At 67.0% G+C, this 23570-nt stretch carries 23 protein-coding genes and 1 tRNA gene; 14 read left to right on the top strand and 10 right to left on the bottom strand.

Annotated features, from left to right (window positions below; all coding sequences use genetic code 11):
• Nucleotides 1–171: 171 nt before the first annotated feature.
• Nucleotides 172–247: transfer RNA gene (locus ACILQR_RS07995), tRNA-Lys, on the bottom strand.
• Between the two features lie 155 nt (nt 248–402).
• Between ACILQR_RS07995 and ACILQR_RS07990 the strand changes: the two genes are divergently transcribed.
• The gene (locus tag ACILQR_RS07990) at nt 403–1842 is read left to right on the top strand and encodes an amino acid permease (protein WP_395650926.1); all 1440 of its coding nucleotides are present in this window, start codon (nt 403–405) and stop codon (nt 1840–1842) included.
• Entirely contained in the window at nt 1842–2195 is a 354-nt protein-coding gene (locus ACILQR_RS07985; RefSeq protein ID WP_395650925.1) for an Hpt domain-containing protein, read from the top strand. The genes ACILQR_RS07990 and ACILQR_RS07985 overlap by 1 nt, the downstream gene beginning before the upstream one ends.
• Here ACILQR_RS07985 and ACILQR_RS07980 read toward each other — a convergent pair.
• Entirely contained in the window at nt 2192–2524 is a 333-nt protein-coding gene (locus ACILQR_RS07980; RefSeq protein WP_395650924.1) for a chorismate mutase, read from the bottom strand. The two genes, ACILQR_RS07985 and ACILQR_RS07980, sit on opposite strands and share 4 nt — an antisense overlap.
• 53 nt (nt 2525–2577) lie before the next feature.
• Nucleotides 2578–3402 carry a ferredoxin--NADP reductase gene (locus tag ACILQR_RS07975; RefSeq protein WP_395650923.1) on the bottom strand — a complete coding sequence of 275 codons (825 nt, stop codon included), beginning with the start codon at nt 3400–3402 and terminating at the stop codon, nt 2578–2580.
• Between the two features lie 116 nt (nt 3403–3518).
• Here ACILQR_RS07975 and ACILQR_RS07970 point away from each other — a divergent pair, with 116 nt between their 5' ends.
• Nucleotides 3519–5768 (top strand): S9 family peptidase, encoded by a 2250-nt coding sequence (locus ACILQR_RS07970; protein WP_395650922.1) that lies wholly within the window; start codon nt 3519–3521, stop codon nt 5766–5768.
• 65 nt (nt 5769–5833) lie between these two features.
• Nucleotides 5834–7399 (top strand): amidase, encoded by a 1566-nt coding sequence (locus tag ACILQR_RS07965; protein WP_395650921.1) that lies wholly within the window; start codon nt 5834–5836, stop codon nt 7397–7399.
• Between the two features lie 31 nt (nt 7400–7430).
• On the opposite strand, the gene ACILQR_RS07960 is transcribed toward ACILQR_RS07965, so the two are convergent.
• From ACILQR_RS07960 to ACILQR_RS07950, 3 genes are all read right to left on the bottom strand, one after another.
• Nucleotides 7431–7907 (bottom strand): Hpt domain-containing protein, encoded by a 477-nt coding sequence (locus tag ACILQR_RS07960; RefSeq protein WP_395650920.1) that lies wholly within the window; start codon nt 7905–7907, stop codon nt 7431–7433.
• A gap of 68 nt (nt 7908–7975) precedes the next feature.
• Nucleotides 7976–8746 (bottom strand): NAD kinase, encoded by a 771-nt coding sequence (locus ACILQR_RS07955; RefSeq protein WP_395650919.1) that lies wholly within the window; start codon nt 8744–8746, stop codon nt 7976–7978.
• An 84-nt stretch (nt 8747–8830) separates the two neighbouring features.
• Nucleotides 8831–9934, bottom strand: coding sequence for a DUF2336 domain-containing protein (locus ACILQR_RS07950; RefSeq protein ID WP_395650918.1), 1104 nt, complete (start codon nt 9932–9934; stop codon nt 8831–8833).
• A gap of 163 nt (nt 9935–10097) precedes the next feature.
• Between ACILQR_RS07950 and ACILQR_RS07945 the strand changes: the two genes are divergently transcribed.
• From ACILQR_RS07945 to ACILQR_RS07930, 4 genes are all read left to right on the top strand, one after another.
• On the top strand, nt 10098–10862 hold the full coding sequence (locus tag ACILQR_RS07945) for a class II aldolase/adducin family protein (protein ID WP_395650917.1): 765 nt from the start codon (nt 10098–10100) through the stop codon (nt 10860–10862).
• On the top strand, nt 10859–11641 hold the full coding sequence (locus ACILQR_RS07940) for a hypothetical protein (protein ID WP_395650916.1): 783 nt from the start codon (nt 10859–10861) through the stop codon (nt 11639–11641). Before ACILQR_RS07945 ends, ACILQR_RS07940 begins: the two co-directional genes overlap by 4 nt.
• A 119-nt stretch (nt 11642–11760) precedes the next feature.
• Nucleotides 11761–12906, top strand: a complete 1146-nt coding sequence (locus ACILQR_RS07935; protein ID WP_395650915.1) for an efflux RND transporter periplasmic adaptor subunit — start codon at nt 11761–11763, stop codon at nt 12904–12906.
• Nucleotides 12906–16124: an efflux RND transporter permease subunit gene (locus ACILQR_RS07930; RefSeq protein ID WP_395650927.1), complete on the top strand. Its 3219-nt coding sequence runs from the start codon at nt 12906–12908 to the stop codon at nt 16122–16124. Before ACILQR_RS07935 ends, ACILQR_RS07930 begins: the two co-directional genes overlap by 1 nt.
• Before the next feature lie 83 nt (nt 16125–16207).
• Here the strand turns inward: ACILQR_RS07930 and ACILQR_RS07925 are convergent, their stop codons facing one another.
• A complete protein-coding gene (locus tag ACILQR_RS07925) occupies nt 16208–16678 on the bottom strand; it encodes a c-type cytochrome (protein ID WP_395650914.1) in 471 nt (156 codons plus the stop codon).
• Between the two features lie 161 nt (nt 16679–16839).
• On the opposite strand from ACILQR_RS07925, the gene ACILQR_RS07920 reads away from it, so the two are divergent.
• Genes ACILQR_RS07920 through ACILQR_RS07910 form a run of 3 tightly spaced genes read left to right on the top strand, consistent with a single transcriptional unit; the run spans nt 16840 to nt 19799 of the window.
• Nucleotides 16840–17127: a ferrous iron transport protein A gene (locus ACILQR_RS07920; RefSeq protein ID WP_395650913.1), complete on the top strand. Its 288-nt coding sequence runs from the start codon at nt 16840–16842 to the stop codon at nt 17125–17127.
• Nucleotides 17127–19034, top strand: a complete 1908-nt coding sequence (locus tag ACILQR_RS07915) for a ferrous iron transporter B (RefSeq protein WP_395650912.1) — start codon at nt 17127–17129, stop codon at nt 19032–19034. The genes ACILQR_RS07920 and ACILQR_RS07915 overlap by 1 nt, the downstream gene beginning before the upstream one ends.
• Before the next feature lie 9 nt (nt 19035–19043).
• Complete coding sequence (locus ACILQR_RS07910) at nt 19044–19799, top strand: prepilin peptidase (protein ID WP_395650911.1); 756 nt, start codon at nt 19044–19046, stop codon at nt 19797–19799.
• On the opposite strand, the gene ACILQR_RS07905 is transcribed toward ACILQR_RS07910, so the two are convergent.
• Nucleotides 19796–20200, bottom strand: a complete 405-nt coding sequence (locus ACILQR_RS07905; protein WP_395650910.1) for a RusA family crossover junction endodeoxyribonuclease — start codon at nt 20198–20200, stop codon at nt 19796–19798. The two genes, ACILQR_RS07910 and ACILQR_RS07905, sit on opposite strands and share 4 nt — an antisense overlap.
• The gene (locus ACILQR_RS07900) at nt 20197–20844 is read right to left on the bottom strand and encodes a peptidylprolyl isomerase (protein ID WP_395650909.1); all 648 of its coding nucleotides are present in this window, start codon (nt 20842–20844) and stop codon (nt 20197–20199) included. Before ACILQR_RS07900 ends, ACILQR_RS07905 begins: the two co-directional genes overlap by 4 nt.
• A 76-nt stretch (nt 20845–20920) precedes the next feature.
• On the opposite strand from ACILQR_RS07900, the gene fumC reads away from it, so the two are divergent.
• From fumC to ACILQR_RS07885, 3 genes are read left to right on the top strand one after another with little or no spacing between them, the layout of a single operon-like run.
• Complete coding sequence (gene fumC, locus ACILQR_RS07895) at nt 20921–22312, top strand: class II fumarate hydratase (RefSeq protein ID WP_395650908.1); 1392 nt, start codon at nt 20921–20923, stop codon at nt 22310–22312.
• 4 nt (nt 22313–22316) lie between these two features.
• The gene (locus ACILQR_RS07890) at nt 22317–23003 is read left to right on the top strand and encodes a phytanoyl-CoA dioxygenase family protein (protein ID WP_395650907.1); all 687 of its coding nucleotides are present in this window, start codon (nt 22317–22319) and stop codon (nt 23001–23003) included.
• 46 nt (nt 23004–23049) lie between these two features.
• Nucleotides 23050–23292 (top strand): type II toxin-antitoxin system CcdA family antitoxin, encoded by a 243-nt coding sequence (locus tag ACILQR_RS07885; protein WP_395650906.1) that lies wholly within the window; start codon nt 23050–23052, stop codon nt 23290–23292.
• A 30-nt stretch (nt 23293–23322) separates the two neighbouring features.
• Here the strand turns inward: ACILQR_RS07885 and ACILQR_RS07880 are convergent.
• On the bottom strand, nt 23323–23570 hold a 248-nt coding region (locus ACILQR_RS07880; protein WP_395650905.1), incomplete at its 5' end, for a hypothetical protein.

Genomic DNA, 23570 nt, shown 5'->3' with positions numbered 1-23570 from the left:
TGCCTTCACGCCTTACCCGCGTAAGCCCTTTGAAAGTAGCCATACCCGCGTAAGCCCTTTGAAAGTAGCCATCCATCCGAACCGATTTCGTATGGTCTTCGTATGGCATACTCAGCCCGCAAGGCCAACCTCAGCGGACCGTGGAGCTATTTCAGGGAGTTATGGGGACGATGGTGGGTGATGTTGGGTTCGAACCAACGACCCGCTGATTAAGAGTCAGCTGCTCTACCAACTGAGCTAATCACCCGTACCATCTCGCGTCCCTTCGCCTTGGTGAGCGTCGGGGAGGGGCGGACATACCGGGCGAACGACGGGTGTGCAACCCCGGATTTGCCAGACCCTTTCGCAAATGGGCCGGGCGCGCTGTAAGGTCGCGGGGGAATCAGCGGGAGAGGCTCATCCATGGCGTTCTGGAACCGGCGTACGTCTATCGACGCGATGCACGCCCCGCATGATGAGGCCATCCATGGGCCGCGTCTGAAGGCGACGCTGAGCTGGCCGCATCTGCTGGCGCTGGGCGTCGGGGCCATCGTGGGCACCGGGATCCTGACCTTGATCGGAGTCGGGGCGGGATTGGCGGGGCCGGCGGTGCTGGTGTCGTTTGGGATGGCGGGTCTGGTCTGTGCCTGTGCAGCGCTGGCCTATGCCGAGCTGTCGACCATGATGCCAGCGGCGGGCAGCGCCTATGTCTATTCCTATGCGGTGCTGGGCGAGCTGTTCGCCTGGATCGTGGGGTGGAGCCTGATTCTCGAATATTCGCTGGTGGTGTCGGCGGTGGCCGTGGGCTGGTCGGGCTATGCGGTGGGGTTCCTGAACGGGCTCGACATCGGCGGGATCAGCCTGGCCCTTCCGGCGGCTCTCACCGTAGGGCCGCACGCGGGCGGGATCATCAACCTGCCGGCGGTCTTCATCATCGGGGTGGTGACCGGCCTGCTGCTGCTGGGCACGCGCGAGAGCGCGAATATCAACGTGGCCCTGGTGGTCATCAAGATCGTGGCCCTGATCGTCTTCGTGGTGCTGGCCCTGCCGTCGTTCGATGCGGCCAACTTCACCCCCTTCATGCCCGAGGGTTTCGGCGCGCCGTTCGTGAAGACGGGGGTCATGGCGGCGGCGGCCATCATCTTCTTCGCCTTCTACGGCTTCGATGCCATTTCCACGGCAGCGGAAGAGACCAAGAAGCCAGAGCGCGACCTGGCCATCGGCATCGTCGGCTCCATGCTGATCTGCACGGCCCTGTATATGGTGGTGGCGGCCGCCGCGATCGGGGCCCGGCCGGTGGCGTCATTTGCCGCCAGCCCCGAGCCTCTGGCCCTGATCCTGCGTGACCTGGGGCAGGGGACGGCGGCGAAGTGGATCGGGGTGTCGGCGGTGGTCGCCCTGCCGACCGTCCTGCTGGCCTTCCTGTTCGGCCAGAGCCGGATCTTCCTGGGCATGGCGCGGGACGGACTGCTGCCGGTGCGGCTGGCGCGAATCTCCACGCGGGGTGTGCCGGCGCTGGTGACGGTGTTCACGGCGGTGGTGGTGGCCATTCTGGCAGGGCTGTTGCCGCTGGACGAGCTGGCGTCGCTGGCCAATGCGGGGACGCTGGCGGCTTTCTGTGCCGTAGGGGTCTGTCTGGTGGTGCTGAGGCTGCGCGATCCGTCGAGGAAACGGCTGTTCAAGGCCCCGCTGTGGCCGGTGGTGGCGGCGATCACCATCGTCGGCTGCGTGGTCTTCTTCCTCAGTCTGAAGCCGATCACACAGCTCGGCTTCTTCGCCTGGAACGCGGTCGGGCTGGTGATCTATTTCGTCTGGTCCTCGAAGAACGCGCGTCTGGCCCAGACACCCGCAAGCCAGCCCTGATGGCGCTGCGGGACCTGTCCGGCGCAGTGGATTTCGGCGTGCTGGACCGCATGACCGGCGGCGACGATGCGATCGCCGAAGAGGTGCTGGGTCTGTTCACCGAACAGGCGGCCATGTGGTCGGCCATGCTGGAGCCGAAGACGGACGGCTGGCGCGACGCCGTCCACACCATCCGGGGGGCGGCGGCCGGGATCGGGGCGGGGCCGCTGGCCGCGATCTGCGCAGACGCTGAAATCGCGGATCCGGCACTGGCCGCGCCCGCTCTGGACCGGGTCAGGACGGCGCTCGACACGGCCCTGGCGGACGTCGCGGCGTGGCGGCACGAGCTGATGCTGAGGTCTCTGCGGGGTTAGCTGCGCGTCCGGTCGTAGACGCCGAACTCATGCGCGATGCAGCGGTCGATCAGAGTGCGCCAGACGGGTTCGGCGATGTCGGGCGACAGGTGGTGGGCCTCGGCGGCGGCCAGGACCTTTGACACGACGTCCTCGATGCGGGCGTCGTCGTGGACGGCGTCGCGGTCGGGCTTGATGCGGGCGGCGGCGTCCATGTAGCGCTGGCGTTCGGCTACCAGGGCGACCAGGGCCCGATCCAGGGCGTCGACCCCCTGGCGCACCTCCACCATCGTCGTGCATTGGGAGGGATCGAGACGCGGATCGACGGCGACGATTGCGGGCTTGTGCATGGCGGGGGAACTAGCGCGGGCAGGGCGCCCCGCCAAGGCCCGATGCCTGCGACCTATCCGACGAAGGCCCGTTCCAGCACATAATCGCCGGGTTCGGCGTTGGACCCTTCCTTGAGGCCGTAGGATTCCAGCAGTTCGCCGGTCTCCTTGATCATGGCCATGGAGCCGCACAGCATGACGCGGTCGGTGTTCGGCGAGAACCCGATCGGCAGGCCCAGGTCGGCGAAGACGTCACCCGACTTGATCCGGTCGGTGATCCGGCCCGGCGTCTCGAACCGCTCACGCGTGACGGTCGGATAATAGACCAGCTGCGCCCTGGCCTCGTCGCCGATCAGGGGATCGTCGTGGATTTCGCGGCTGAAGAAGTCGCGGTAGGCGAGGTCGGCGACGTTGCGCACTGTGTGACAGACGATGACCTGTCCAAAGCGGGAATAGGTGTCCGGGTCGCGCGCCACGGCCAGCCAGGGCGCCAGGCCCGTCCCGGTGCCGATCAGCCACAGCCGCTCGCCGCCGGTCAGGGCGTCGAGCACCAGGGTCCCGGTCGGCTTCTTGCCCATCAGGACGGTGTCGCCGGCCTGGATCTTTTGCAGGCGGCTGGTCAGGGGGCCGTCGGCGACCTTGATCGAGAAGAACTCCAGTTCCTCGGCCCAGCCGGGGCTGGCGATCGAATAGGCGCGCAGCATGGGCTTTCCGCCGTCTTCGCCCGGCAGGCCGATCATCACGAACTCGCCCGAGCGAAAGCGGAAGTCCTCAGGCCGTTCGACGGCGAAGGAGAACAGGCTGTCGGTCCAGTGCTTGACCCATTTCACCGTCAGCCCGTGGAAGGGGCTGGGCTTGGGCGGCGTCACGGCTGCGGGGGAGAGGAGGGCGTCGGTCATCCCGGTCTGTTTAGGGACTGTGGCGCGGGTCCGAAAGGCGCGCCGCCGCCGCATCGGCCCGGTCTGGCCGAAAAAATCTCGGTGACGGCGATAGATTGGCTCGCTAGCTATTGGGGATGCGCACAGTTCTTCTTGCTTCGACGCTGCTCCTGGCGGCCGGTTCCGCGATGGCCCAGAGCCGCACCCCGATCCCTGACCCATCGATCCTGACGCCCGAGCGGGTGTTCGCCAACCCCAGCCTGGCGGGACCGGTGGCCCAGGGGGTCAGCCTGTCGCCCGACGGCCAGCTGGTCGCCTTCCTGAGGGCGCGTGAGGACGACGTCTCTGTGCTGGATCTGTGGGCCGCGCCGACGGGGGCGGGCGAGCCGTTCAAGCTGATCGACGCGCGGGCGCTCGTTCCCGACGCCGGCGAACTGTCCGAGGCCGAGAAGGCGCGGCGCGAGCGGATGCGCATCTCGCAGCGCGGCGTGGTCGAGTACAGCTGGGACGAACAGGGCCGATTCATCCTGGCCCCGCTGGAAGGCGACATCTATCTGGCGTCGCGCGCCGACCAGAGTGTTCGCCGACTGACGACGACGTCGGCCGACGAGATCGATGCCAAGGTCAGCCCGAAAGGCAATTTCGTCTCCTACGTCCGCGATCAGGATCTGGTCATCCAGGACCTGGCCACCAACACCGAGACCCCGATCACCACCGATGGCGACGGCCTGATCACCTGGGCGACCGCCGAGTTCATCGCCCAGGAGGAGATGGATCGCGACACCGGATACTGGTGGAGCCCCGACGAGACCTACATCGCCCTGCAACGCACCGACGAGAGCACGGTCGATATCGTTCCCCGGCTGGACATCAGCGGCGGCGGCGCGCGGACGGTGGAGCAGCGCTATCCCCGCGCCGGACGGCCCAACGCGGTGGTCGAGCTGTATGTTCAGGACCGGGCGGCAGGCACGCGGGTCAAGGTCGATCTGGGTGCGAACGCCGACATCTATCTGGCGCGGGTCAACTGGTCCCAGGACGGCAAGACCCTGTACGTCCAGCGGCAGTCGCGGGACCAGAAGACGCTGGACCTGCTCAGCGTCGATCCGGCGACCGGTGCCTCGACGGTCATTGCCACCCAGATGTCGACGGCCTGGGTGCCTCTGACCAATGATTTCAAGGCCCTGAAGGACGGCACCTTCATCTGGTCTTCGGAAGAGAGCGGCTGGCGGCACCTGTATCGCTATGCGCGCCACGGCCGCCGCATGGGGGCGATTACCTCGGGCCAGTTTCCGGTCAAGGGGCTGAACGGCGTCAATGAGGCGACCGAGGAAGTCTTCTTTACCGCCTCGATGAAGGACGGCCAGGAACAGCCGATCGAGCAGCAGATGTTCCGAACCACGCTGGACGGTGGCACGCCCGTGGCCGTGACCCCGGCCGGCGGCTGGTGGGGCGTGTCGATGAACCGGACGGCGACGGCCTATGTCGGCAACTACACCGACCTTGAGACCCCGCCGCAGTCGGGCCTGTATCAGGCGGATGGCACCTTCGTGCGCTGGATCGAGCAGAACCGGCTCGATGAACGCCACCCGATGTTCCCCTATCTGGCGCGGCGTCAGACCCCGACCTTCGGCACGTTGCAGAGCCACGGCGAGACCCTGGTCTGGCAGATGACGACCCCGCCCGGGTTCGATCCGTCGAAGACCTATCCGGTGGTGATGCAGGTCTATGGCGGGCCGTCGGGCGGCGGGGTCAAGGTCGGCTGGCAGCCAGCGACCAACCAGTTGCTGACCGAGGCGGGATACATCGTCTTCCGCCTCGACAACCGGGGCGAGGGCGACCGGTCCGCAGCGTTCAAGCAGGCGCTGTATCTGAAGATGGGCCAACCCGAGGTGGCCGACCAGCTACTGGCCGCCGACTATCTGCGCAGCCTGCCCTATGTGGACAAGGACCGGATCGCGGTCATGGGCTGGAGCTACGGCGGGTTCATGGGCCTGATGATGGGCACCGAGCCGAAGATGGGCCTGGCCGCCATCCTGGCCGGGGCCCCGCCGACGGAATGGAGCCTGTACGACACCCACTATACCGAGCGGTTCATGTCGACGCCGGAGGCCAACGTCGAGGGCTATGCGGCGTCGGACGTGATCCCGCGCCTGCCCAACCTGACCGGTCGTCTGTTGCTGATGCACGGGATGGCCGACGATAATGTGATCCTGGAAAACTCGACCCGCGTCATCGATGCGCTCCAGGCCCGTTCGACGCCGTTCGAGCTGATGCTGTGGCCGGGTCAGAGGCACGGGGTGCGGGGCAACGAGCGCCAGCTGGCCCAGTGGCGGATCTATCTCGACTTTCTGGACCGCACGATCGGGACGCGGTCGCATACGCAATAATCAGCTCATCCCGGCGAAAGCCGGGACCCAGTTCTCTTGTGGCGCAGGGCGCCGGGATCACCGCCATGGGACTTCTCAACCCGTCATCGCCCAAAGCACTGGGTCCCGGCTTTCGCCGGGATGAGCGGAGGTTAGGACGTGCGATCGTTATAAGCTCGGCGGCGTTTGCCCTTGCCGCCCTCGCGTCACCTGCGGCGTCTCAAGAGGCAAGCGCCGAATCTGATCTCACATATGCCCGCCGGACAGCGATCTGCACGCCGACATCTGGAACCTGGGAGCAGTTTCAACGGTGCATCAGCTCGCCGATCGATGTCTACAATCCGGTGATTGTCTTCGCGGCCCATGACGCCATCCGGCAATGGCGACAAGGCGCGCGTCCGGGGATGGAAGTCCTGCTCAAGGACAATATCGAGACCCGCGATATGCCTACGACGGCGGGGTCGCTGGCGCTGGCCGTGAATGCCCCCGGTCGCGACGCGCCGCTGGTCACCCGCTTGCGCGACGCGGGCTTCTTCATCCTGGGCAAGACCAACCTGTCCGAGTGGGCCAATATCCGATCGACCCGGTCGATCAGCGGCTGGAGCGCCGTCGGCGGCCTGACGCCAAACCCCTATGACCCGGCCCGCACCGCCTGTGGCTCCTCGTCGGGCAGCGCCGTCGCGGTCGCCGTCGGCCTGGCCCCCGTCGCCATCGGGACCGAGACCAACGGCTCGATCACCTGCCCGGCCTCGGTCAACGGGGTGGTCGGGTTCAAGCCGACCGTGGGTCTGGTCAGCCGCACCCATATCGTGCCGATCAGCCATTCCCAGGACACGGCCGGGCCGATCGCCACGACCGTCGAGGACGCCGCCATCGTCATGACCGCCATCGCCGGCTCCGACCCGCTGGACGCCGCCACCGCCGAGGCCGATGCGCGCAAGGTCGATTATCGTGCGGCGCTGGATGCGAACAGCCTGTCCGGCGCCCAGATCGGCGTGCTGCGCTATGCCACCAACTATTCGGCCGACACGATGGCGGCGTTCGAGACCTCGCTGCAGGCGATGCGAGATGCCGGTGCCGTGCTGGTCGACATCACCACCGCCCCCGACCTGCGCACTATCGGTGGAGAGTCGTTCAAGGTTCTGATGTACGAGCTCAAGGCCGACCTGAACGCCTATCTGGCCTCGACCGACCCGGTCCAGGTACCGACCCGCACCCTGGCCGACCTCATCGCCTTCAACGCCGCCACCCCGGCCGAGACCGTCCTGTTCGGTCAGGAACTGTTCGAGCAGGCGGAAGCAAAAGGTGACCTGACGACCCAGGAATACATTGACGCCCGCGCCACTTCGTTTCGTCTGGCCGGGCCCGAGGGGATCGACAGGATGATGGCCGAGAATGACGTGGTCGCCCTGATCGCACCCACGACGTCACGCGCCTGGACCAACGACCGCGAGGACGATGACAATGCGCAGGGGTCCACGTCGACGATCGCGGCGGTGGCGGGCTATCCGCATCTGACCGTGCCCATGGGCTTCGATCGCGGGATGCCGGTCGGCATCAGCTTCATCGGCGGCGCGTGGGACGATGCGACCATCCTGTCGCTCGGCTACGCCTTCGAGCAGAAGACCCACGCGCGGCGGCCGCCGAACTGAGTGGCGTCTCCGTTTGCCGGAGACGGCCGGGTTAGGACCGGTAGGCGCTGACCTTGGCTTCCAGCGTTTCCGCCAGGATGCGACCGGTGGGGTGGTCGTCGGTCTGGATCTCGTCGCGGACGACGGCGCGGATGGCGTCGATGTGGGCGTCGAGCAGGGTCTGGGGGGCCTCGGCGCGCTTGCCGGGCTCGTCCAGCAGCTTGCACAGGGAGCCGGCAAGGCGGGTGACCAGCGGATACTGGTAGGTGCTGCCCAGACCCTTGAGGTCATGGGCGCGGAAATAGAGTTCCTCGGCGGTCTCCGCGTTCAGGCCCTTGGCGCGGATGGCGACCTGGGCGGCGTCCAGCTTGGTGATCTCGTCCTGGAGCCACTGGCCGAACTGGGAAGACATGGCCTTCAGGGCCGCTTCGGCCTTGGCGATGGCGTTGGCGTCGATGCCGCCGAACCCGCCGCCGACCTTGAGGCGAAGCGTGTTGGGGGGGCGGATGACCTGGGCCGGGTTGCTCACGAAGGAAGCTCCTGAAACGAACCCCCTGATCCTGCACGGGGGCCGTTAAGGAACGGTGACCCGCGAACTCAGGCCGTGAACTGCTCGGCCAGGACGCGTTCCTCGAACGATCGGCCGGCGTCGAACAGCATGACTAGGTCGATGTCGCGGCGTTCGCGAACCTCGACCCTGGCGACCCGACGGACTTCAAGGCCGTCGGCGACGGCGCTGACCGGCCGTTTGTCGGCCTCCAGCACCTCGAAACAGACCCGCGCCTCATGTGGCAACAGGGCACCGCGCCAGCGCCGGGGACGGAAGGCGCTGATCGGGGTGAGGGCCAGGACGCGGGCGTCCAGCGGGATGATCGGACCGTGGGCCGACAGGTTGTAGGCGGTCGAACCGGCGGGGGTGGCGACCATGCATCCGTCGCAGGTCAGTTCGTCCAGCCGCACCTTGCCGTCGATGGAGATGCGGATCTTGGCGCTCTGGCGGGTCTGTCGCAGCAGGGAGACCTCGTTGATGGCGAGACCCGAATGGACCTGACCGGCCTCGGTCGTGGCGTCCATCTGGAGCGGATGGATGACGGCACGGCCGGCCTCGGCAATGCGGGCCGGCAGGTCGTCCTCGTCGTAGTCGTTCATCAGAAACCCGACCGAACCCCGGTTCATGCCATAGACCGGCGTGCGGCGACTGAGATCGGCGTGGAGCGTCTCCAGCATGAAGCCGTCGCCGCCCAGAGCGACGATGACGTCGGCCTGATCGACACCGACCGAACCGTAGCGCGCGATCAGCCGTTCGCGGGCCGACTGCGCCTCCGGCCGGTCGCTGGCGACGAAGGCGAGGGTCGTCGCGGGGGTCATCGGGAGGGCGAGGGGGGCTGAACGTTCACGGCGCTAGGCAAAGCCGAGCCCGGCACCGGTGTCAAACCGTATCCGCCGGTCGTATCAGCCGGTCATGTCGCGGAAGGCCTTGGCGGCGGCGGACGGCGACAGGGTCATGGCGGTCCAGGAAGAGCCCTGCGCCTCGCCCGGCGAGCCCCGCGTCAGCTTGCGGATGTCTTCCAGGATCGCCGAAAAGACCGCCCGGTCGATGCCGACGGCGGTGCAGGCCAGGAACAGGGCCTCGGGCGTCGGGCGCATGACGGCGGCGCGCACCTGGGCGATCGTGAAGCCACCCAGCGCCGCCAGACCATGTTCGAACAGGGTGAGGCGTTTTTCGCGAACTGCACGGATCAGGAAGCCGGCGCGGAGTTGCCCGGCGGACTGAAGCTTGTCGATCAGACGCCGCTCCATCTCCTCGCGTTCGGACAGGGTCGTGACCGGGACCGGGTCTCGAAGGCTCGATACCGCGCCGTCGATGGCGTTCGACAGGGCGGCGTCGTCCACGCGGAACCGTTCGCCGATGGCCTGGCGCAGGGCGACGCCGACCAGGCTGTAAAGCTCGCGGGCCAGGGTCTCGTTGAGACGTGGATGGCGTGTCAGGGGTGCGCGCAGGGCGGCGATGCGGCGCGACTGCTCGATCAGGCGATGCAGGCCGGTCTCGCTGATCTCGGCCGTCCGGTTGGAGGCGAGCGCGGTCATGGTGGCGGGTTCGGCGGCGTCGATGATGGCGTCAGCGACGCGGCCGCTGAGGGCCGGGCGGCGGGCGACCTCGATCTGGTGCTCGATGGTGGCCTCGACCAGGATGCGCAGCAGGTCCTGGTCGCGCAGGAGCGGGCTGGAGGCGATGATCGGGCGGGCGATCTCGATCTCGTCGAGTGCCAGCATGTTGACGAGCGCGAGCGGTGCCCAGTCCGCGCCGGCCAGGCTTTCGGCCAGGGATTTGCGGATGTCATGCTCGGCCTGGCGCGCCAGGGTCATGAAGATTTCGGTCAGGACCGGCGAGACTTCGGCACCGGTCGGCGTGGCGTCGCACAGGGCGGCGATTCCGAGCAGCAGGCGTTGGCGGTCGTCGGTGGTGCGGCTTTTCGCGAGAGCCAGAAGTTCGGAAGGGGGAACGCTGACCTGGGGAGCCGGGCGGAAGGATTGCAGGGCGGCGACGGCTGTCACGGGCGGGCTCCGGTCGGACTCGTGCGAGTCGTTCGTCCAGTGTGCGGTTCCGGACGTGAAAACTCGGTTAACGAAGCCTCAACCATGGCGCGTCGCTTGACGAGGGGAGCGTGCGAGGCAACGGTGAGCGACGCCCGTCAGAGGCGACCGAGGAGGTTTGAACATGGCCGATGGAGCCGCCCACACGTTGAAGTCCCGGGTTTCCGCAGAGGAATGGCAGGCCCGCGTCGAGCTGGCCGCCCTTTACCGGCTGGTCGCCCTGCACGGCTGGGACGACATGATCTTCACCCACATCTCGGCGCGCGTGCCGGGCCCCGAACACCACTTCCTGATCAACCCATACGGCTGGTATTTCGAGGAGATGACGGCGTCCTGCCTGGTCAAGGTCGATCTGGACGGGAACATCGTCCAGGAGACCCAGAGCTTCATCAATCCGGCCGGATTTACGATCCATTCCGCGATCCATGCGGCCCGTGACGACGCGCATTTCGTGATCCACCTGCACACTGTGGCCGGGGTCGGTGTGGCGGCGCAGCAGGAAGGCCTGCTGCCGATCGGCCAGAATGCCTGCCTGTTGCAGCATCAGGTCGCCTATCACGGCTATGAGGGGCTGGCGCTGAACCACGACGAGCGTGAGCGGCTGGTCGCGGACCTGGGCGACAAGCCGCTGATGCTGCTGCGCAACCACGGGACGCTGGCGGTCGGACAGACAGCTGCGGCGGCCTGGATCGGGATGTTCTTCCTGGAACGCGCCTGCGCCCAGCAGGTGGCGGCGCTGTCGGGCGGCCGCGAGCATGTGTTGATCGCGCCGGACGCGGCTCAGGCAGAGACGAAGGAGCAGGGCAGGGGGATCGGCTTCATCTCATCCCTGGCCTGGCCGGGTGCGCTGCGGATGCTTGACCGGAAATCCCCGGGCTACGACGCTTGAGGTATCGCGCCGCGCTCCTGATCGGCGCGGCGCTGTCGGTTCCCCCGGTCGTGACCCATGCCGGGGCGTGGACCCAGCCGAAGGGCAAGGCCCAGGTCATCGTCAAGGCCGAACGAATGGTCGCCGATGAGGCTTTCGACCCCGACGGCGAACGCCTGCCCCTGCCGATCGAACGCCGCGACCAGTCCCTGGGTGTCTTCGCTGAATACGGCCTGACCGACCGGCTGACGGTTCAGATCAAGGGCGACTGGCAGGACGGCGAGGACCAGTTCGTCGATTATCAGGGACGCGGGCCCTTGGAGGTCGCGCTGATCTGGCAGGCCTGGCGCGATGACCGGACGGCGGTCAGTGTTCAGGCGGGCTATTCCTCGGCGGGCGACGGGCGCAACGCGGGCTATGCCGCGCCGGGTGTCGGCAAGGACGACTGGGAGGTCCGGACCTCCGTCGGGCGATCCTTCGGCGGGGCGAAGAGCGGCCCGTTTCGCTTCGACCGCAGTTTCGTGGAGGTCCAGGCCGCGCGACGTTTCCGGGACGGCCTGCCCGACGAGGTCCGCGCCGACGCCACGATCGGGGCCCACGTCGGCGAGCGGTGGCTGATCCTGGGGCAGGCCTATGGTGGTGCCGTGGACCACAATGGCGCGCGCTGGCTGTCGCTGGAAACCTCGGTGGTTCGTCACGTCGGCTCCTGGAGCCTGCAGGCCGGGTGGCGGGAAACCGCGGCGGGACGCGAGACGCCGTTGGGGCGGGGTCTGGTGCTGGCAGTGTGGCGACGCTTCTGATCTGAACTTGCGACGTTTTGGCCCGACGGAATACGCAACTCTCGCCGTTACACAGACTTGAGTTGCCACGACCGCGACAGGCGCTATGCCGACGCCCAGTTGTTCGGAGAGTCTACCGCGTGATCAAACGCCACTTTTTCCTCGTCGCCGCCGCGTGCCTGATCGGGCTGATGGTCGTTGCCGTTATCCTGCGCGTCGCCTTCGCCGCCGATGGGGGCGAGAAGAAGGGTGGTCCGGGAGGCGGTGGCGGCGGTCGCGGCCAGCAAGTCGCTGAGGCCACTGTGACCAACCGCCCCTTCAGCGACACCATCCGGGTTCTGGGCGTGGCGCGCGGCAATCGGTCGGTCAACATCACCTCCTCAACCACCGAACTGATCACCGCCGTGCTGTTCCGGGACGGCCAGAGGGTGGCGGCGGGAACGCCGCTGGTTCAGCTTCAGGCGCGCGAGGAAGACGCCGGCATCATCGAGGCCCGCGCCCAGGTGGTTCAGGCTGAACGGGAATACGAGCGTTATCGGGTACTTGCCGAACGCGGCGTTGCGCCTCGTGTCACGGCAGAACAGGCGCAGACCGCGCTGGAGACCGCGCGGGCGTCGCTGAATGCGGCCGAGGCCCGGCGGGGTGACCGGATGATCCGGGCCCCCTTCGCCGGCGTTCTGGGCTTGTCTACGGTGACCGCCGGGACGCTGATCAACCCCGGTGCCGTGATCACGACCCTGGACGACACCTCGACCATCCGCGTCGATTTCCCGGTGCCCGAGCGGTATCTGGGCGTGCTGAGAGCCGGCCTGCCCATCACCGCGACGGCGGACGCCTATGGAGAAGAGCCCTTCCAGGGTCGGATCGCCTTGGTCGATACGCGGATCAACGAAGCGACGCGTGCCGTGATCGCCCGTGCGGAGTTCGCCAATCCGGGCGGACGGATCCGGCCGGGAATGCTGGTTCGCGTCGCGATCCAGGAAGGCCAGCGCGAATCGTCGGCGGTGCCTGAGGCGGCGATCCAGTATGAGGGTGAAGGAGCCTTCGTGTATCGCATCGCTGGTGGTGAAAACGGGTCGACCGCCCAACGGGTCGAGGTAGACACCGGGGCGGTTGAGAATGGCTTCGTGGAAATCCTTTCCGGCCTGAGGGTCGGCGAGAAGATCGTCGGGTCGGGACTGAACCGTATCCAGCCCAATTCGCCGGTGACCGTCGCGCGGGATGGCCCGGCCCGCGCCGGTGCCTCTCCGACGCAAGCCGCCTCGGCCCAGGGCGCAGCCCGATGATGATTTCGGATCTGGCGGTCCGACGCCCGGTCTTCGCGGCCGTCGCGGCGATCGTCCTGTGCGTCGTAGGGCTGGCTGCCTTTTTCTTCACGCCGGTGCGTGAACTGCCCGACGTCGATCCGCCGACGGTATCGGTCTCGACCAGCTACGCCGGGGCCTCGGCCGAGGTGATCGAGAGCCGGATCACCGAGCCTATCGAGCAACAACTGGCCGGTATCCAGGGCGTCGAGCGGATCAACTCGACCAGCCGCGACGGCCGGTCCAACGTCACCGTCGAGTTCGCACTGGACCGGGACATCGACGTTGCGGCCAACGATGTGCGCGACCGGGTCTCGCGCGCCCAAGGCGCTCTGCCCGATCAGGCCGATCCGCCCCAGATCGCCAAGGCCGACGCCGACGCCCAGCCGATCATGGTGCTGTTCTTCCGCTCCGACGCGATGAACCGGCTCGAGCTCACGGATTACGCCGACCGGTACCTGGTCGATCAGCTGGCCACGGTGCCCGGCGTCGCGACGGTCCAGATCTATGGCGAGCAGCGCTATTCGATGCGCATCTGGCTGGACGCCAATGCGCTGGGTGCAAGAGGACTGACGGTTTCGGACGTCGAATCGGCCCTGACCACACAGAACGTCGAATTGCCGGCGGGGGCTTTGGAGTCGACCGCCAAGGACTACACGGTGCGTGTGGCGCGAAACTATGCGCGGGCGGAGGATTTCGCCCAGCTGCCTATTGGCAACACCGGCTCGGCCTCGGTGGCGTCCGGCAGCGGCGCGGCCCTGGCCGCCACCAGCACAGGCGCGACCGCGACCGGGGCCCTGCAGCCGGTGGCCAACTATGTGACACGTCTGGGCGACGTGGCGCGGGTGGTCGAGGCGCCGGAAGAGGATCGCCGGCTGTTCCGAGGCAATGGTCTGGACCAGATCGGCCTGGCCGTGACACGCCAGTCCCAGGCCAACGACCTGGAAATCTCGGACGGCGTGAAGGCCCTGATCGAACAGGTCCGGCCGAGTTTGCCGCAGGGTACGGAGCTGGTGGTCGGGTCCGACAACTCGGTGTTCACATCGCACGCAATTGATGAGGTCTGGATCACCATCGGGATCTCGATGGCCCTGGTGGCTCTGGTCAACTTCATCTTCCTGGGCAGTCTGCGGGCGGCGATCATTCCGTCGGTGGTGGCCCCCATCTGTCTGCTGGCGACCTTCATCGTGCTGGCACCGCTCGGGTTCTCGCTGAATCTGCTGACTCTTCTGGCCCTGGTGCTGGCCATCGGTCTGGTGGTCGACGATGCCATCGTCGTGGTCGAGAACATCCAGCGTCGCCTGGATCAGGGCGAGCCGCCGCTGGTCGCTGCCGAGCGCGGGACGCGTCAGGTGTTCTTTGCCGTCATCGCGACGACCCTGGTTCTGCTGGCGGTGTTCGCACCGCTGCTGTTCCTGCCGGGATATGTGGGGCGGCTGTTCGTCGAGCTGGCAGCGGCGATCGCGGCGGCCATCGCCTTCTCGGCCTTCCTCGCCCTGTCGCTGACGCCGATGATGGCGTCCAAGATCCTGCGTCCGGCCCACGGTGGTGGCTGGCTGGCCCGTCGGGTCGACGGTGCCATGGACAAGCTCAAGAACTCCTACGAGAACTCGCTCAGCGCCATGGTCGGCAAGCGGGCGGCGGTCATCGCGGTCGCCCTGGTCGTGGTCGGCGTCGCCGGTGGGGCCGGGGCGATGTTCCTGACCCTGCCCAACGAACTGGTCCCGGCCGAGGATCGCGGCCGGGTCCAGGTCCGGGTCCAGGGGCCGGAGGGGGCGGGCTTCAACTATACGCGCGACATCATGCTGGGGCTCGAGCCCATCCTGGCGGAATACAAGGCGTCGGGCGAGGTCGAGAGTTTTCTGATCTCGGCTCCGGGCTTTGGCGGTAGCGGCTTCAACTCCGGCAACGCCAACCTGTCGCTGGTCGACTGGTCCAGACGCGAGCGATCCGCCGACGAAATCGCCCAGGAACTGAACGGCAAGCTGCGCAACCAGACGGGGGCCCAGGTCAATGCCTCCACGCCAGGGGCCTTCCAGCGCGGTGGCGGCAACTCCAACTCGATCGAGATGATCGTGACGGGTGCCGAGTATCCCGAAATCTATCGCTGGCTTCAGCCCGTGCTGGCGGCGGCGCTCGAGAACCCGGGTCTGTCGCGGCCGCGATTGAACTATGAGCCGAACTCGCCGCGCCTGCTGGTCGATGTCGATCCGCAGAAGGCGGCGGCGCTGGGGGTGTCTTCCCAGGAGATCGGCAGGACGCTAGAGACCATGTTCGGGTCACGCCGGGCGACCACCTATCTGAAGGGCGGGCAGGAATACGACGTCATCCTTCAGACCGAGCGGGCCAACCGGTCCAACGTCAGCGATCTGGAGGCCCTGTACGTCAGTTCGGGGGGCGGGACGCTCGTTCCGCTGTCTTCGGTCGTTCAGACCGAGGTGACCGGCGACACGCCGGACCGCCGGCGTCTCGATCGCCAGCGCGCCATCACGATCAGCGCCGACCTCAATCCCGGCACGACGATCGCCGATGCCGTGATCTTCTTCAACGATCTCGCAGCCCAGCAGCCGCAGGGCGTGGTCAATGTCCAGTATGGCGGTGCCGCGCGCGATCAGCAGGAGGCGGGCAATGCCGTCGGCATCGCCTTCGGATTCGCCCTGCTGCTGGTGTTTCTGGCCCTGGCCGCGCAGTTCGAGAGCTGGATCACCCCGGCGGTCATCATGCTGACGGTGCCGCTGGCGGCTGCGGGCGGGCTGTTCGGGCTGTTCATGGCGGGGTCCAGCCTGAACATCTATTCCCAGATCGGGCTGATCATCCTGATCGGCATCGCCGCCAAGAACGGCATTCTGATCGTGGAGTTCGCCAACCAGCTTCGGGACCAGGGACGGTCGATCAAGGAGGCCATCACCGAGAGCTCGGCCCTGCGTCTGCGGCCGATCATCATGACCTCGATCGCCACGGCGTTCGGGGCCCTGCCCCTGGCCCTGTGGCAGGGCGCGGGTGCCGGCAGTCGTCAGACGATCGGCGTGGTGATCTTCACCGGCGCGATCTTCGCCACGATCCTGACGCTGTTCGTGGTGCCGGTGATCTATGGCGCACTGGCGCGGTTCACGAAGTCACCCGAATCGACCGCACGCCGGATCGAGGAATGGGAAGCGCAGGAACTGTCCGGACCCGGTGTACCAGCGCCAGCGGAGTAGGCTTCGGTGAGTCGTGAATAGTGAGCGAGAGGTGAGCGTGATCGGCTGATCTGCACTCACTACTCACTACCTACCTCACGTCCTCAGCGCGTCGCTCCCTCGACGCCGATATAGGCGACGACATCGCGGCGATCGGTGGCATCGGGCAGGCCGGGGAAGGTCATCTTGTTGCCCGCCAGGAAGGTGCGGGGGTTCTCCAGCCAGTGATCGACCTTGTCGCCGTCCCAGGTGAAGCCGGCTGATTTCAGGGCCGGCGAATAGTTGAACCCAGCGTGGGTTCCGGCAACGCGGCCGATGACGCCGTTCAGATTGGGGCCGGTCATGTTCGAGCCGCCCGGAACGAGCGTATGGCAGGAGCGGCAGCGAGCGAAGACGGCGCGTCCGTTCTCCAGGTCGGCCTCGGAATAGGGGGCGGGCAGGGCGGCGAGCAGGGTCGCACGCTCGGCGTCGGTCAAGGGCGGCGGAGGCGGCGCGGCGGGCGGGCCCGAAGGCTCGCCGGAGCCACAGGCGGCCAGCAGGGTCATGGCCGACATCGACAGAACCAGTTTCCGCATCTTCGCCTCTCGTGACATCGCTGCGGTGATAGCCGAACCGCGCGACCATGCAACGCGGCGTATGGCTCTGGACGGGAGACTATCGCACCTGATAATCACCCGCAGGAAGACGGAACGGCTCAAGGTCGGCCGCGTACGGACAATTGGATGAGCCTCGTCCCATGACAAACGTCATCAAGCTGAGCGAGGCCCGCGTCGGCCAGCGCGGCGTCATCACCGAAGTCGGCACCCATTGCCATCACCAGGCCGAGGACGTCGAGCTGGAGCGTCGGCTGCTGGAACTGGGCTTCGTTGAGGGAGCCAGGGTCGAGCTGATCCACGAAGGCCTGTTCGGGCGCGATCCGATTGCGATCAAGGTGGACGATATGCGGGTGGCCTTGCGGCGTCGCGAGGCGGCCAGTCTGACTGTCGATGTCGGCACGGAAGCCCTAGCGGAAGCCGCCGAATAATGGATATCGCTGTGCGCGCCGCCCGGGTCGCCTTGGTCGGCAATCCGAACTCGGGCAAGACCGCCCTGTTCAATGCCCTGACCGGTGCCCACCAGAAGGTCGCCAACTATGCCGGCGTAACCGTCGAGCGGAAGGAGGGCTTCATCCGCTCGCCGTCTGGCCGTTCGCTGTCAGTGCTGGACCTGCCCGGCACCTATTCGCTGCGCGCACGGAGCCCGGACGAAGAGGTGACGCGCGATGCCGTCCTGGGGCGGCTGGCCGGAGAGCCCGCACCCGACGTGGTGGTCTGCGTCGCCGATGCGACGAACCTTCGGCTCGTGCTGCGGCTGGCGCTGGAACTGCGTCAGGTCGGGCGGCCGATGGTGCTGGCGCTCAACATGTACGACATCGCCCAGCGGCAGGGTCTGCGGATCGACCTGGAGCGGCTGAAGGCCGAACTTGGTGTGCCGATCGTGACAACGGTGGCGACGCGAAGGCGGGGGATCGATGAGTTGGTGGCCGAGGTGGAGGCGCTGGCGCTGACCTCGGCCATGGCGGCTCCCGAAGGCGAAGGGGCGTGGCGCGCGCCGGATGCGGCGGAAATCCGGTCCGCCCACCGCGAGGCCGAGCGGATCATGAAGGCCTGTGTACGACCACCCGAGCGCCCCGACACCCTGACCGGCAGGATCGACGGCGTGTTGCTGCATCCGGTCGGCGGGCTGGCCATTCTGATGGCCCTGCTGTTCGTGATGTTCCAGGCCGTGTTCGCCTGGGCCACCCCGGCCATGGACGCGATCGAGGCGGGCTTTGGCCTGCTGGGCGCGGGCGTGTCGGCGGTGGTGCCCGACACCGGCGCGGTCTGGCCTCTGGTGCAGAGTTTGATCGTCGACGGCCTGATCGCGGGCGTGGGCGGGGTGCTGGTCTTCCTTCCCCAGATCATCATCCTGTTCGCCTTCATCATCCTGCTGGAAGACTTCGGCTATATGGCCCGCGCGGCCTTCCTGATGGACCGCATCATGGGCGGGGCCGGGCTGCACGGGCGGGCCTTCATCCCGCTGCTGTCCAGCTTCGCCTGCGCCATTCCGGGCGTCATGGCGGCGCGGGTGATCGACGCCAAGCGGGACCGGCTGACCACCATCATGGTCGCGCCCCTGATGACCTGTTCGGCCCGCATCCCGGTCTACACATTGATCATCGGGGCCTTCATTCCGCAGCAGACGGTGTGGGGGTTCGTGAACCTGCAGGGACTGGTGATGTTCGGCCTGTATGCCGCCGGTATCGTCTCGGCGCTGGCGGTCTCGTTCGTGATCCGCAAGGTGTTCTGGCGAGGCGCGGTCGAGCCCTTCATGATGGAGCTGCCGAGCTACAAGTGGCCGGACCCGAAGAATGTGCTGTTCAATCTGTGGCTTCGCGCCAGGATCTTCATGGAGCGGGCGGCGCGGATCATTCTGCCCCTCATGGTCATCGTCTGGGCCCTGGCCACCTTCCCTTATCCGCCCGAAGGCGCGACCCAGCCGGCCATCGACTATTCCTTCGCCGGGATGATCGGCCACGCGCTGGAGCCGTTGTTCGCGCCGATCGGCTTCAACTGGCAGATGGTCATCGCCCTGGTACCCGGCATGGCCGCGCGCGAGGTCGCAGTGGCGGCGTTGGGCACCGTCTACGCCGTCGGTGATGCCGAGGCGGCGGGCAGCCTGCTCGGGGCGACGCTGGCGGCGCAGTGGTCGCTGGCCACAGGTCTGTCCTTCCTGGCTTGGTACGTCTTCGCGCCGCAGTGCGTGGCGACGCTCGGCGTGGTCAAGCGCGAGCTGAACAGCTGGAAATGGATGTGGGTCATGGTCGTTTATATGTTCGCCCTGGCCTATCTGGCGTCGCTGGTGACCTATCGCGTCGCGGTCGCCCTTGGCGGAGGCATGGTCGGCGGCTAAGGCCGTCCCATGCCGCAACCGGTCGTCATCGCCATCCTGCTGGGCCTGCTGGGCACCGTCGTCGGCAGCTTTCTGGCAGCGGTGACTGTGCGGCTGCCGCGAGAGGAAGGCGTCGTTTTCGGCCGGTCACGCTGTATGAGCTGTGAGCAGACCCTGGCCCCGGCGCATCTGGTTCCGGTGTTGAGCTGGCTTTGGCTGAAGGGAAAATGCGGCTGGTGCAGGGCGGCGATCTCGCCGCGCTACATCCTGATCGAACTGGCAGCAGCGGCGATCGGCGCCTGGGCTGCGCTTGCCGGTGGCGACTGGGTCTTCGTCGCAGCGACGGCGGTGCTGGGCTGGCAGTTGTTGTTGATCGCGATCATCGACGCCGAGAATTTCTGGCTTCCAGACATCCTGACCTGGCCTCTGGCTGCCACGGGCCTGATCGCGGTAGCCGTGCTGGGGCAAGCCATTCCGTGGGCGCAGATCATCGGCGCGGTGGCGGGCTTCGGATCGCTGTGGCTGCTCGCCTGGACCTACAAGCGGCTGCGCGGCCGCGACGGGCTGGGCGGCGGTGATCCCTTCCTGTTCGGCGCGGCGGGCGCCTGGGTCGGCTGGATGGGGTTGCCCAGCGTCCTGCTGTGGGCCTGCCTGGCGGGGTTCGCCGTCGTGATGGCGAGGCTGATCGTCCGGCGGGCCGTCAGCGGGTCCGACCGGCTGCCGTTCGGGTCATTGCTGGCGATCGGGATATGGCTGACCTGGCTTTACGGTCCGATCGGTGCCTAGACGTCGGCTGCGGTCCAGCCCTGGGTCGGCGAACCCTTGCGCGGATAACTGCGGATCGTGATCCGCTCCCGCTCGCCCTCGCGCCGCTCGACCACCAGCCGCGCGACCTGGGCGTCGTCGTGGAACAGATAGCCCTTGATGGCGTCCAGCAGGGCCTTGGCCAGGTTGTCCAGGTCCAGCACGGGCGGGTCGCCGACATGCTCCATGGTGATCTCGACGACGTAATCGCCCCAGGACGGTCGCGACGACCATTCCTTACGCATGAACTCATAGACCAGCGGCTTGTAGTATTTGGCCTGGGTGGTCAGGCCGTCGATGGTGATCTCCACCGCCTCGCCGACTTCGCGGGCGCGGACCTTGCCGGTGCCGATCCAGGCGGGCTGGCCGCCTTGCGGTGTCATCGGGCAGCCGGGCTGCGGCGGGGGCCGACGATGAAGCCGTCTCTGCCGATCTCGCACCAGTCCGAATAGCCGCCCGTGGCATAGACTTGGCGGAACGCGACCGGGTCATCCAGTTTTTCGGCCGTGGCGGGGTCGGAGTGAATTCCCTGAACGGTCTCCATCCCGGCCACGACTTGCCCGAAGGCCGCGAAGCCCTGACCGTCGGGATTGCGCGCGCCGCCGAAATCCAGCGACGGCGAATCCTTGACCACGATGAAGAAGCTGGATGTCGCCGTGTCCGGCCCGTCGCGGGCCATCGAGATCGTCCCGGCGACGTGAGTCAGACCGGTGTCGCGCGTCCGCTCCAGCGGGATGGGCCCAAACCCCGGATCGTCAGGTCCGTGAGAGGATGCGGCCTGGATCACGTCGATGGGGTTCGGGTTGGCGTCTGTCTCGCTGACCACGGTGCGAAAGAAGCCGCCGCGTGGGAAATGGCCGCGCTGGACGTAGCGCAGGAAGTTGCAGGTCGTGACGGGGGCGTTGATCGCGTCCAGCGACACGGTGATGCTGCCGTACTCGGTCCTGAGGGTCACGCGCGGCTGATAGAAGACGGGGAAGCTCTGAACCGCCACGGCCGCCGCCAACATCAGACCCGTGATCGACATCGCCTCGCCTTGCTCCCTGCCGCTCAGGTGCTACACCGCCGCGCATCCCTCCGCCACGCCTTCAGGCCATCGATTCATGACGACGCACCGCACAGAAACCGACACCTTCGGCCCGATCGAGGTCGCCGCTGACCGATACTGGGGTGCCCAGGCGCAAAGGTCGCTGGGCAACTTCAAGATCGGCTGGGAAAAGCAGCCCCTGCCCATCGTGCGCGCCCTCGGAATCGTCAAGCGCGCCGCCGCCGAAACCAATATGGCGCTGGGCCGGCTGGACCCCGTGATCGGCAACGCCATCGTGCGTGCGGCCGACGAGGTGATCGAGGGCAAGCTGGACGACCATTTCCCCCTGGTGGTCTGGCAGACGGGGTCGGGCACCCAGTCCAACATGAACGCCAACGAGGTGATCAGTAACCGCGCCATTGAGATGCTGGGCGGCGAGATGGGCTCCAAGACGCCGGTCCACCCGAACGACCACGTCAACATGAGCCAGTCGTCCAACGACACCTATCCCACCGCCATGCACGTCGCCTGTGCCGAGGAGGTTGTCCACCGCCTGCTGCCCGCCCTGCAACAGCTGCGCAACGCCCTGAACGACAAGGCCGAGGCCTGGAAATCGATCATCAAGATCGGCCGCACCCACACCCAGGACGCCACGCCCCTGACGCTGGGTCAGGAGTTCAGCGGCTATGTCCAGCAGGTCGCCAAGGGCATCGAGCGGATCGAGGCGACCCTGCCTGACCTGATGCAGCTGGCCCAGGGCGGCACCGCGGTCGGCACCGGCCTGAACGCGCCGATCGGGTTCGCGGAAGGCGTGGCGGATCGCATCGCCGCCATCACCGGCCTGAAGTTCACCACGGCCCCGAACAAGTTCGAGGCCCTGGCCGCCCACGACGCCATGGTGTTCAGCCACGGGGCGATCAACACGGTCGCCGCGTCCCTGTTCAAGATCGCCAACGACATCCGCTTCCTGGGCTCCGGCCCCCGCTCCGGCCTCGGCGAACTGGCCCTGCCCGAGAACGAGCCGGGCTCCTCGATCATGCCGGGCAAGGTCAATCCGACGCAATGTGAAGCGTTGACCCAGGTCTGCGTCCAGGTGTTCGGCAACAACGCGGCACTGACCTTCGCGGGCTCACAGGGGCATTTCGAGCTGAACGTCTTCAACCCGGTGATGGCCTATAATTTCCTGCAGTCGGTGCGGTTGGTGGCCGATGCGGCGGTGTCGTTCACCGAAAACTGTGTGGTGGGCATCGAGCCCCGCATCGACAACATCGAGCGTGGCCTGAACAACTCCCTGATGCTGGTCACCGCCCTGAACGGCAAGCTGGGCTACGACGCCTGCGCCAAGATCGCCAAGACCGCGCACAAGAACGGCACCACCCTGCGGCAAGAGGCTGTCGGAGGCGGCTATCTGACTGACGCCGAGTTCGACGAGGCTGTGCGGCCCGAGAAGATGATCTCGCCGGGTTAAGGCTGTGCCGACGGCCAGCGACCAGGAATTCGGCCGCGTTGGGGCCGTGCGCATTCGAGGCGTCCTGAGCGCTTTGGAAGTCGGGTCGCTGGTTGGCCGCCTCGAGCCACAGATCAGCCGCCGTGCCGGCGTTCGATTGAAGGTCGAGCCGGAAGTGGCGGCTCTGCTGGCCGCCGATGGCGCGGTGGGGCGGGTCGCAGCGGGGCTGATTGGGACTGAGGCGAGGCCGGTTCGCGCAGTCCTCTTCGACAAGAGCCCGCAGGCCAACTGGGTTGTCGCCTGGCATCAGGACCGGACCATCCCGATAAGAGAACGTCACGAGGTCCAAGGTTTCGGTCCTTGGTCGACCAAGGACGGAATCCTGCACGTCGCACCGCCATTGAGCGTTCTGGATGGGATGGTCACGCTGCGACTGCATCTCGATCCTGTCGACACCGGGAATGCGCCCCTGATCGTGGCTCTGGGCTCGCATCAGTTCGGGTATGTACCGGCTGACCTTGCGGCCGAACGCGCAGCCGCCTGCGATTTTCTGACCTGCGAAGCCGAGCCTGGTGATGTCTGGGCCTATTCGACGCCGATCCTTCACATGTCGGCGCGATCGACGGGTGACCGGCGCAGGCGAGTGTTGCAGATCGACTACGCAGCCACCACGCTGCCCGCCCCGCTCGAATGGCGCGGGATTGGTGCGTGAGCGACGACCGATTGGCCGATCGGTGCGTTTCAGTTAGCCTGCACGCATGGGCAAGGTCGAACTGAACATCGGCATCGATCCGGAGTTGATCGAACAGGCCAGGCGGCTGGGAATTTCGATCGCCGGGATGGACGAGCGTGCGCTGCGACTGCATCTGCAGAAGGTCGATCCGGCGGAGGCCGAGGCGCGTGCGAAGCGCTGGGCCGAGGACAATGCGGACGCGATCAAGGATCACAACCGCCGCATCGCCGAGCGGGGCGTCCTCTCCGACTATCTGCGGACGTGGTGAGTGCGGCAGTTCGACGTCTATGAAAATCCGTCAGCGGAGGCGCGCCGGTTCGCACCCTATGTGGTTGTCATGTCGTCCCACTTGATCGTCGGTTTCGATGATGCGGTCGTGGCTCCACTGGTTAATGACAGCGCCGTGGTCGTTCCAGGACTGATCCTCCCTCGTTTCAGTGGACACCCATGCTAGCTTTTCGGAGCTGGAGAGGAGTGTCTGATGAGTGTTCAACGCCGGGCGTTTCCGGAATCGTTCAAGCGTGAGGCCGTTGATCGTGTCGCCAA

This window comes from Brevundimonas sp. (genome assembly GCF_044239655.1).
GTDB lineage: Bacteria > Pseudomonadota > Alphaproteobacteria > Caulobacterales > Caulobacteraceae > Brevundimonas.
The sequence above is the reverse complement of the archived record's forward strand: the minus strand, read 5'-3'. Positions and strand labels throughout refer to the sequence as shown.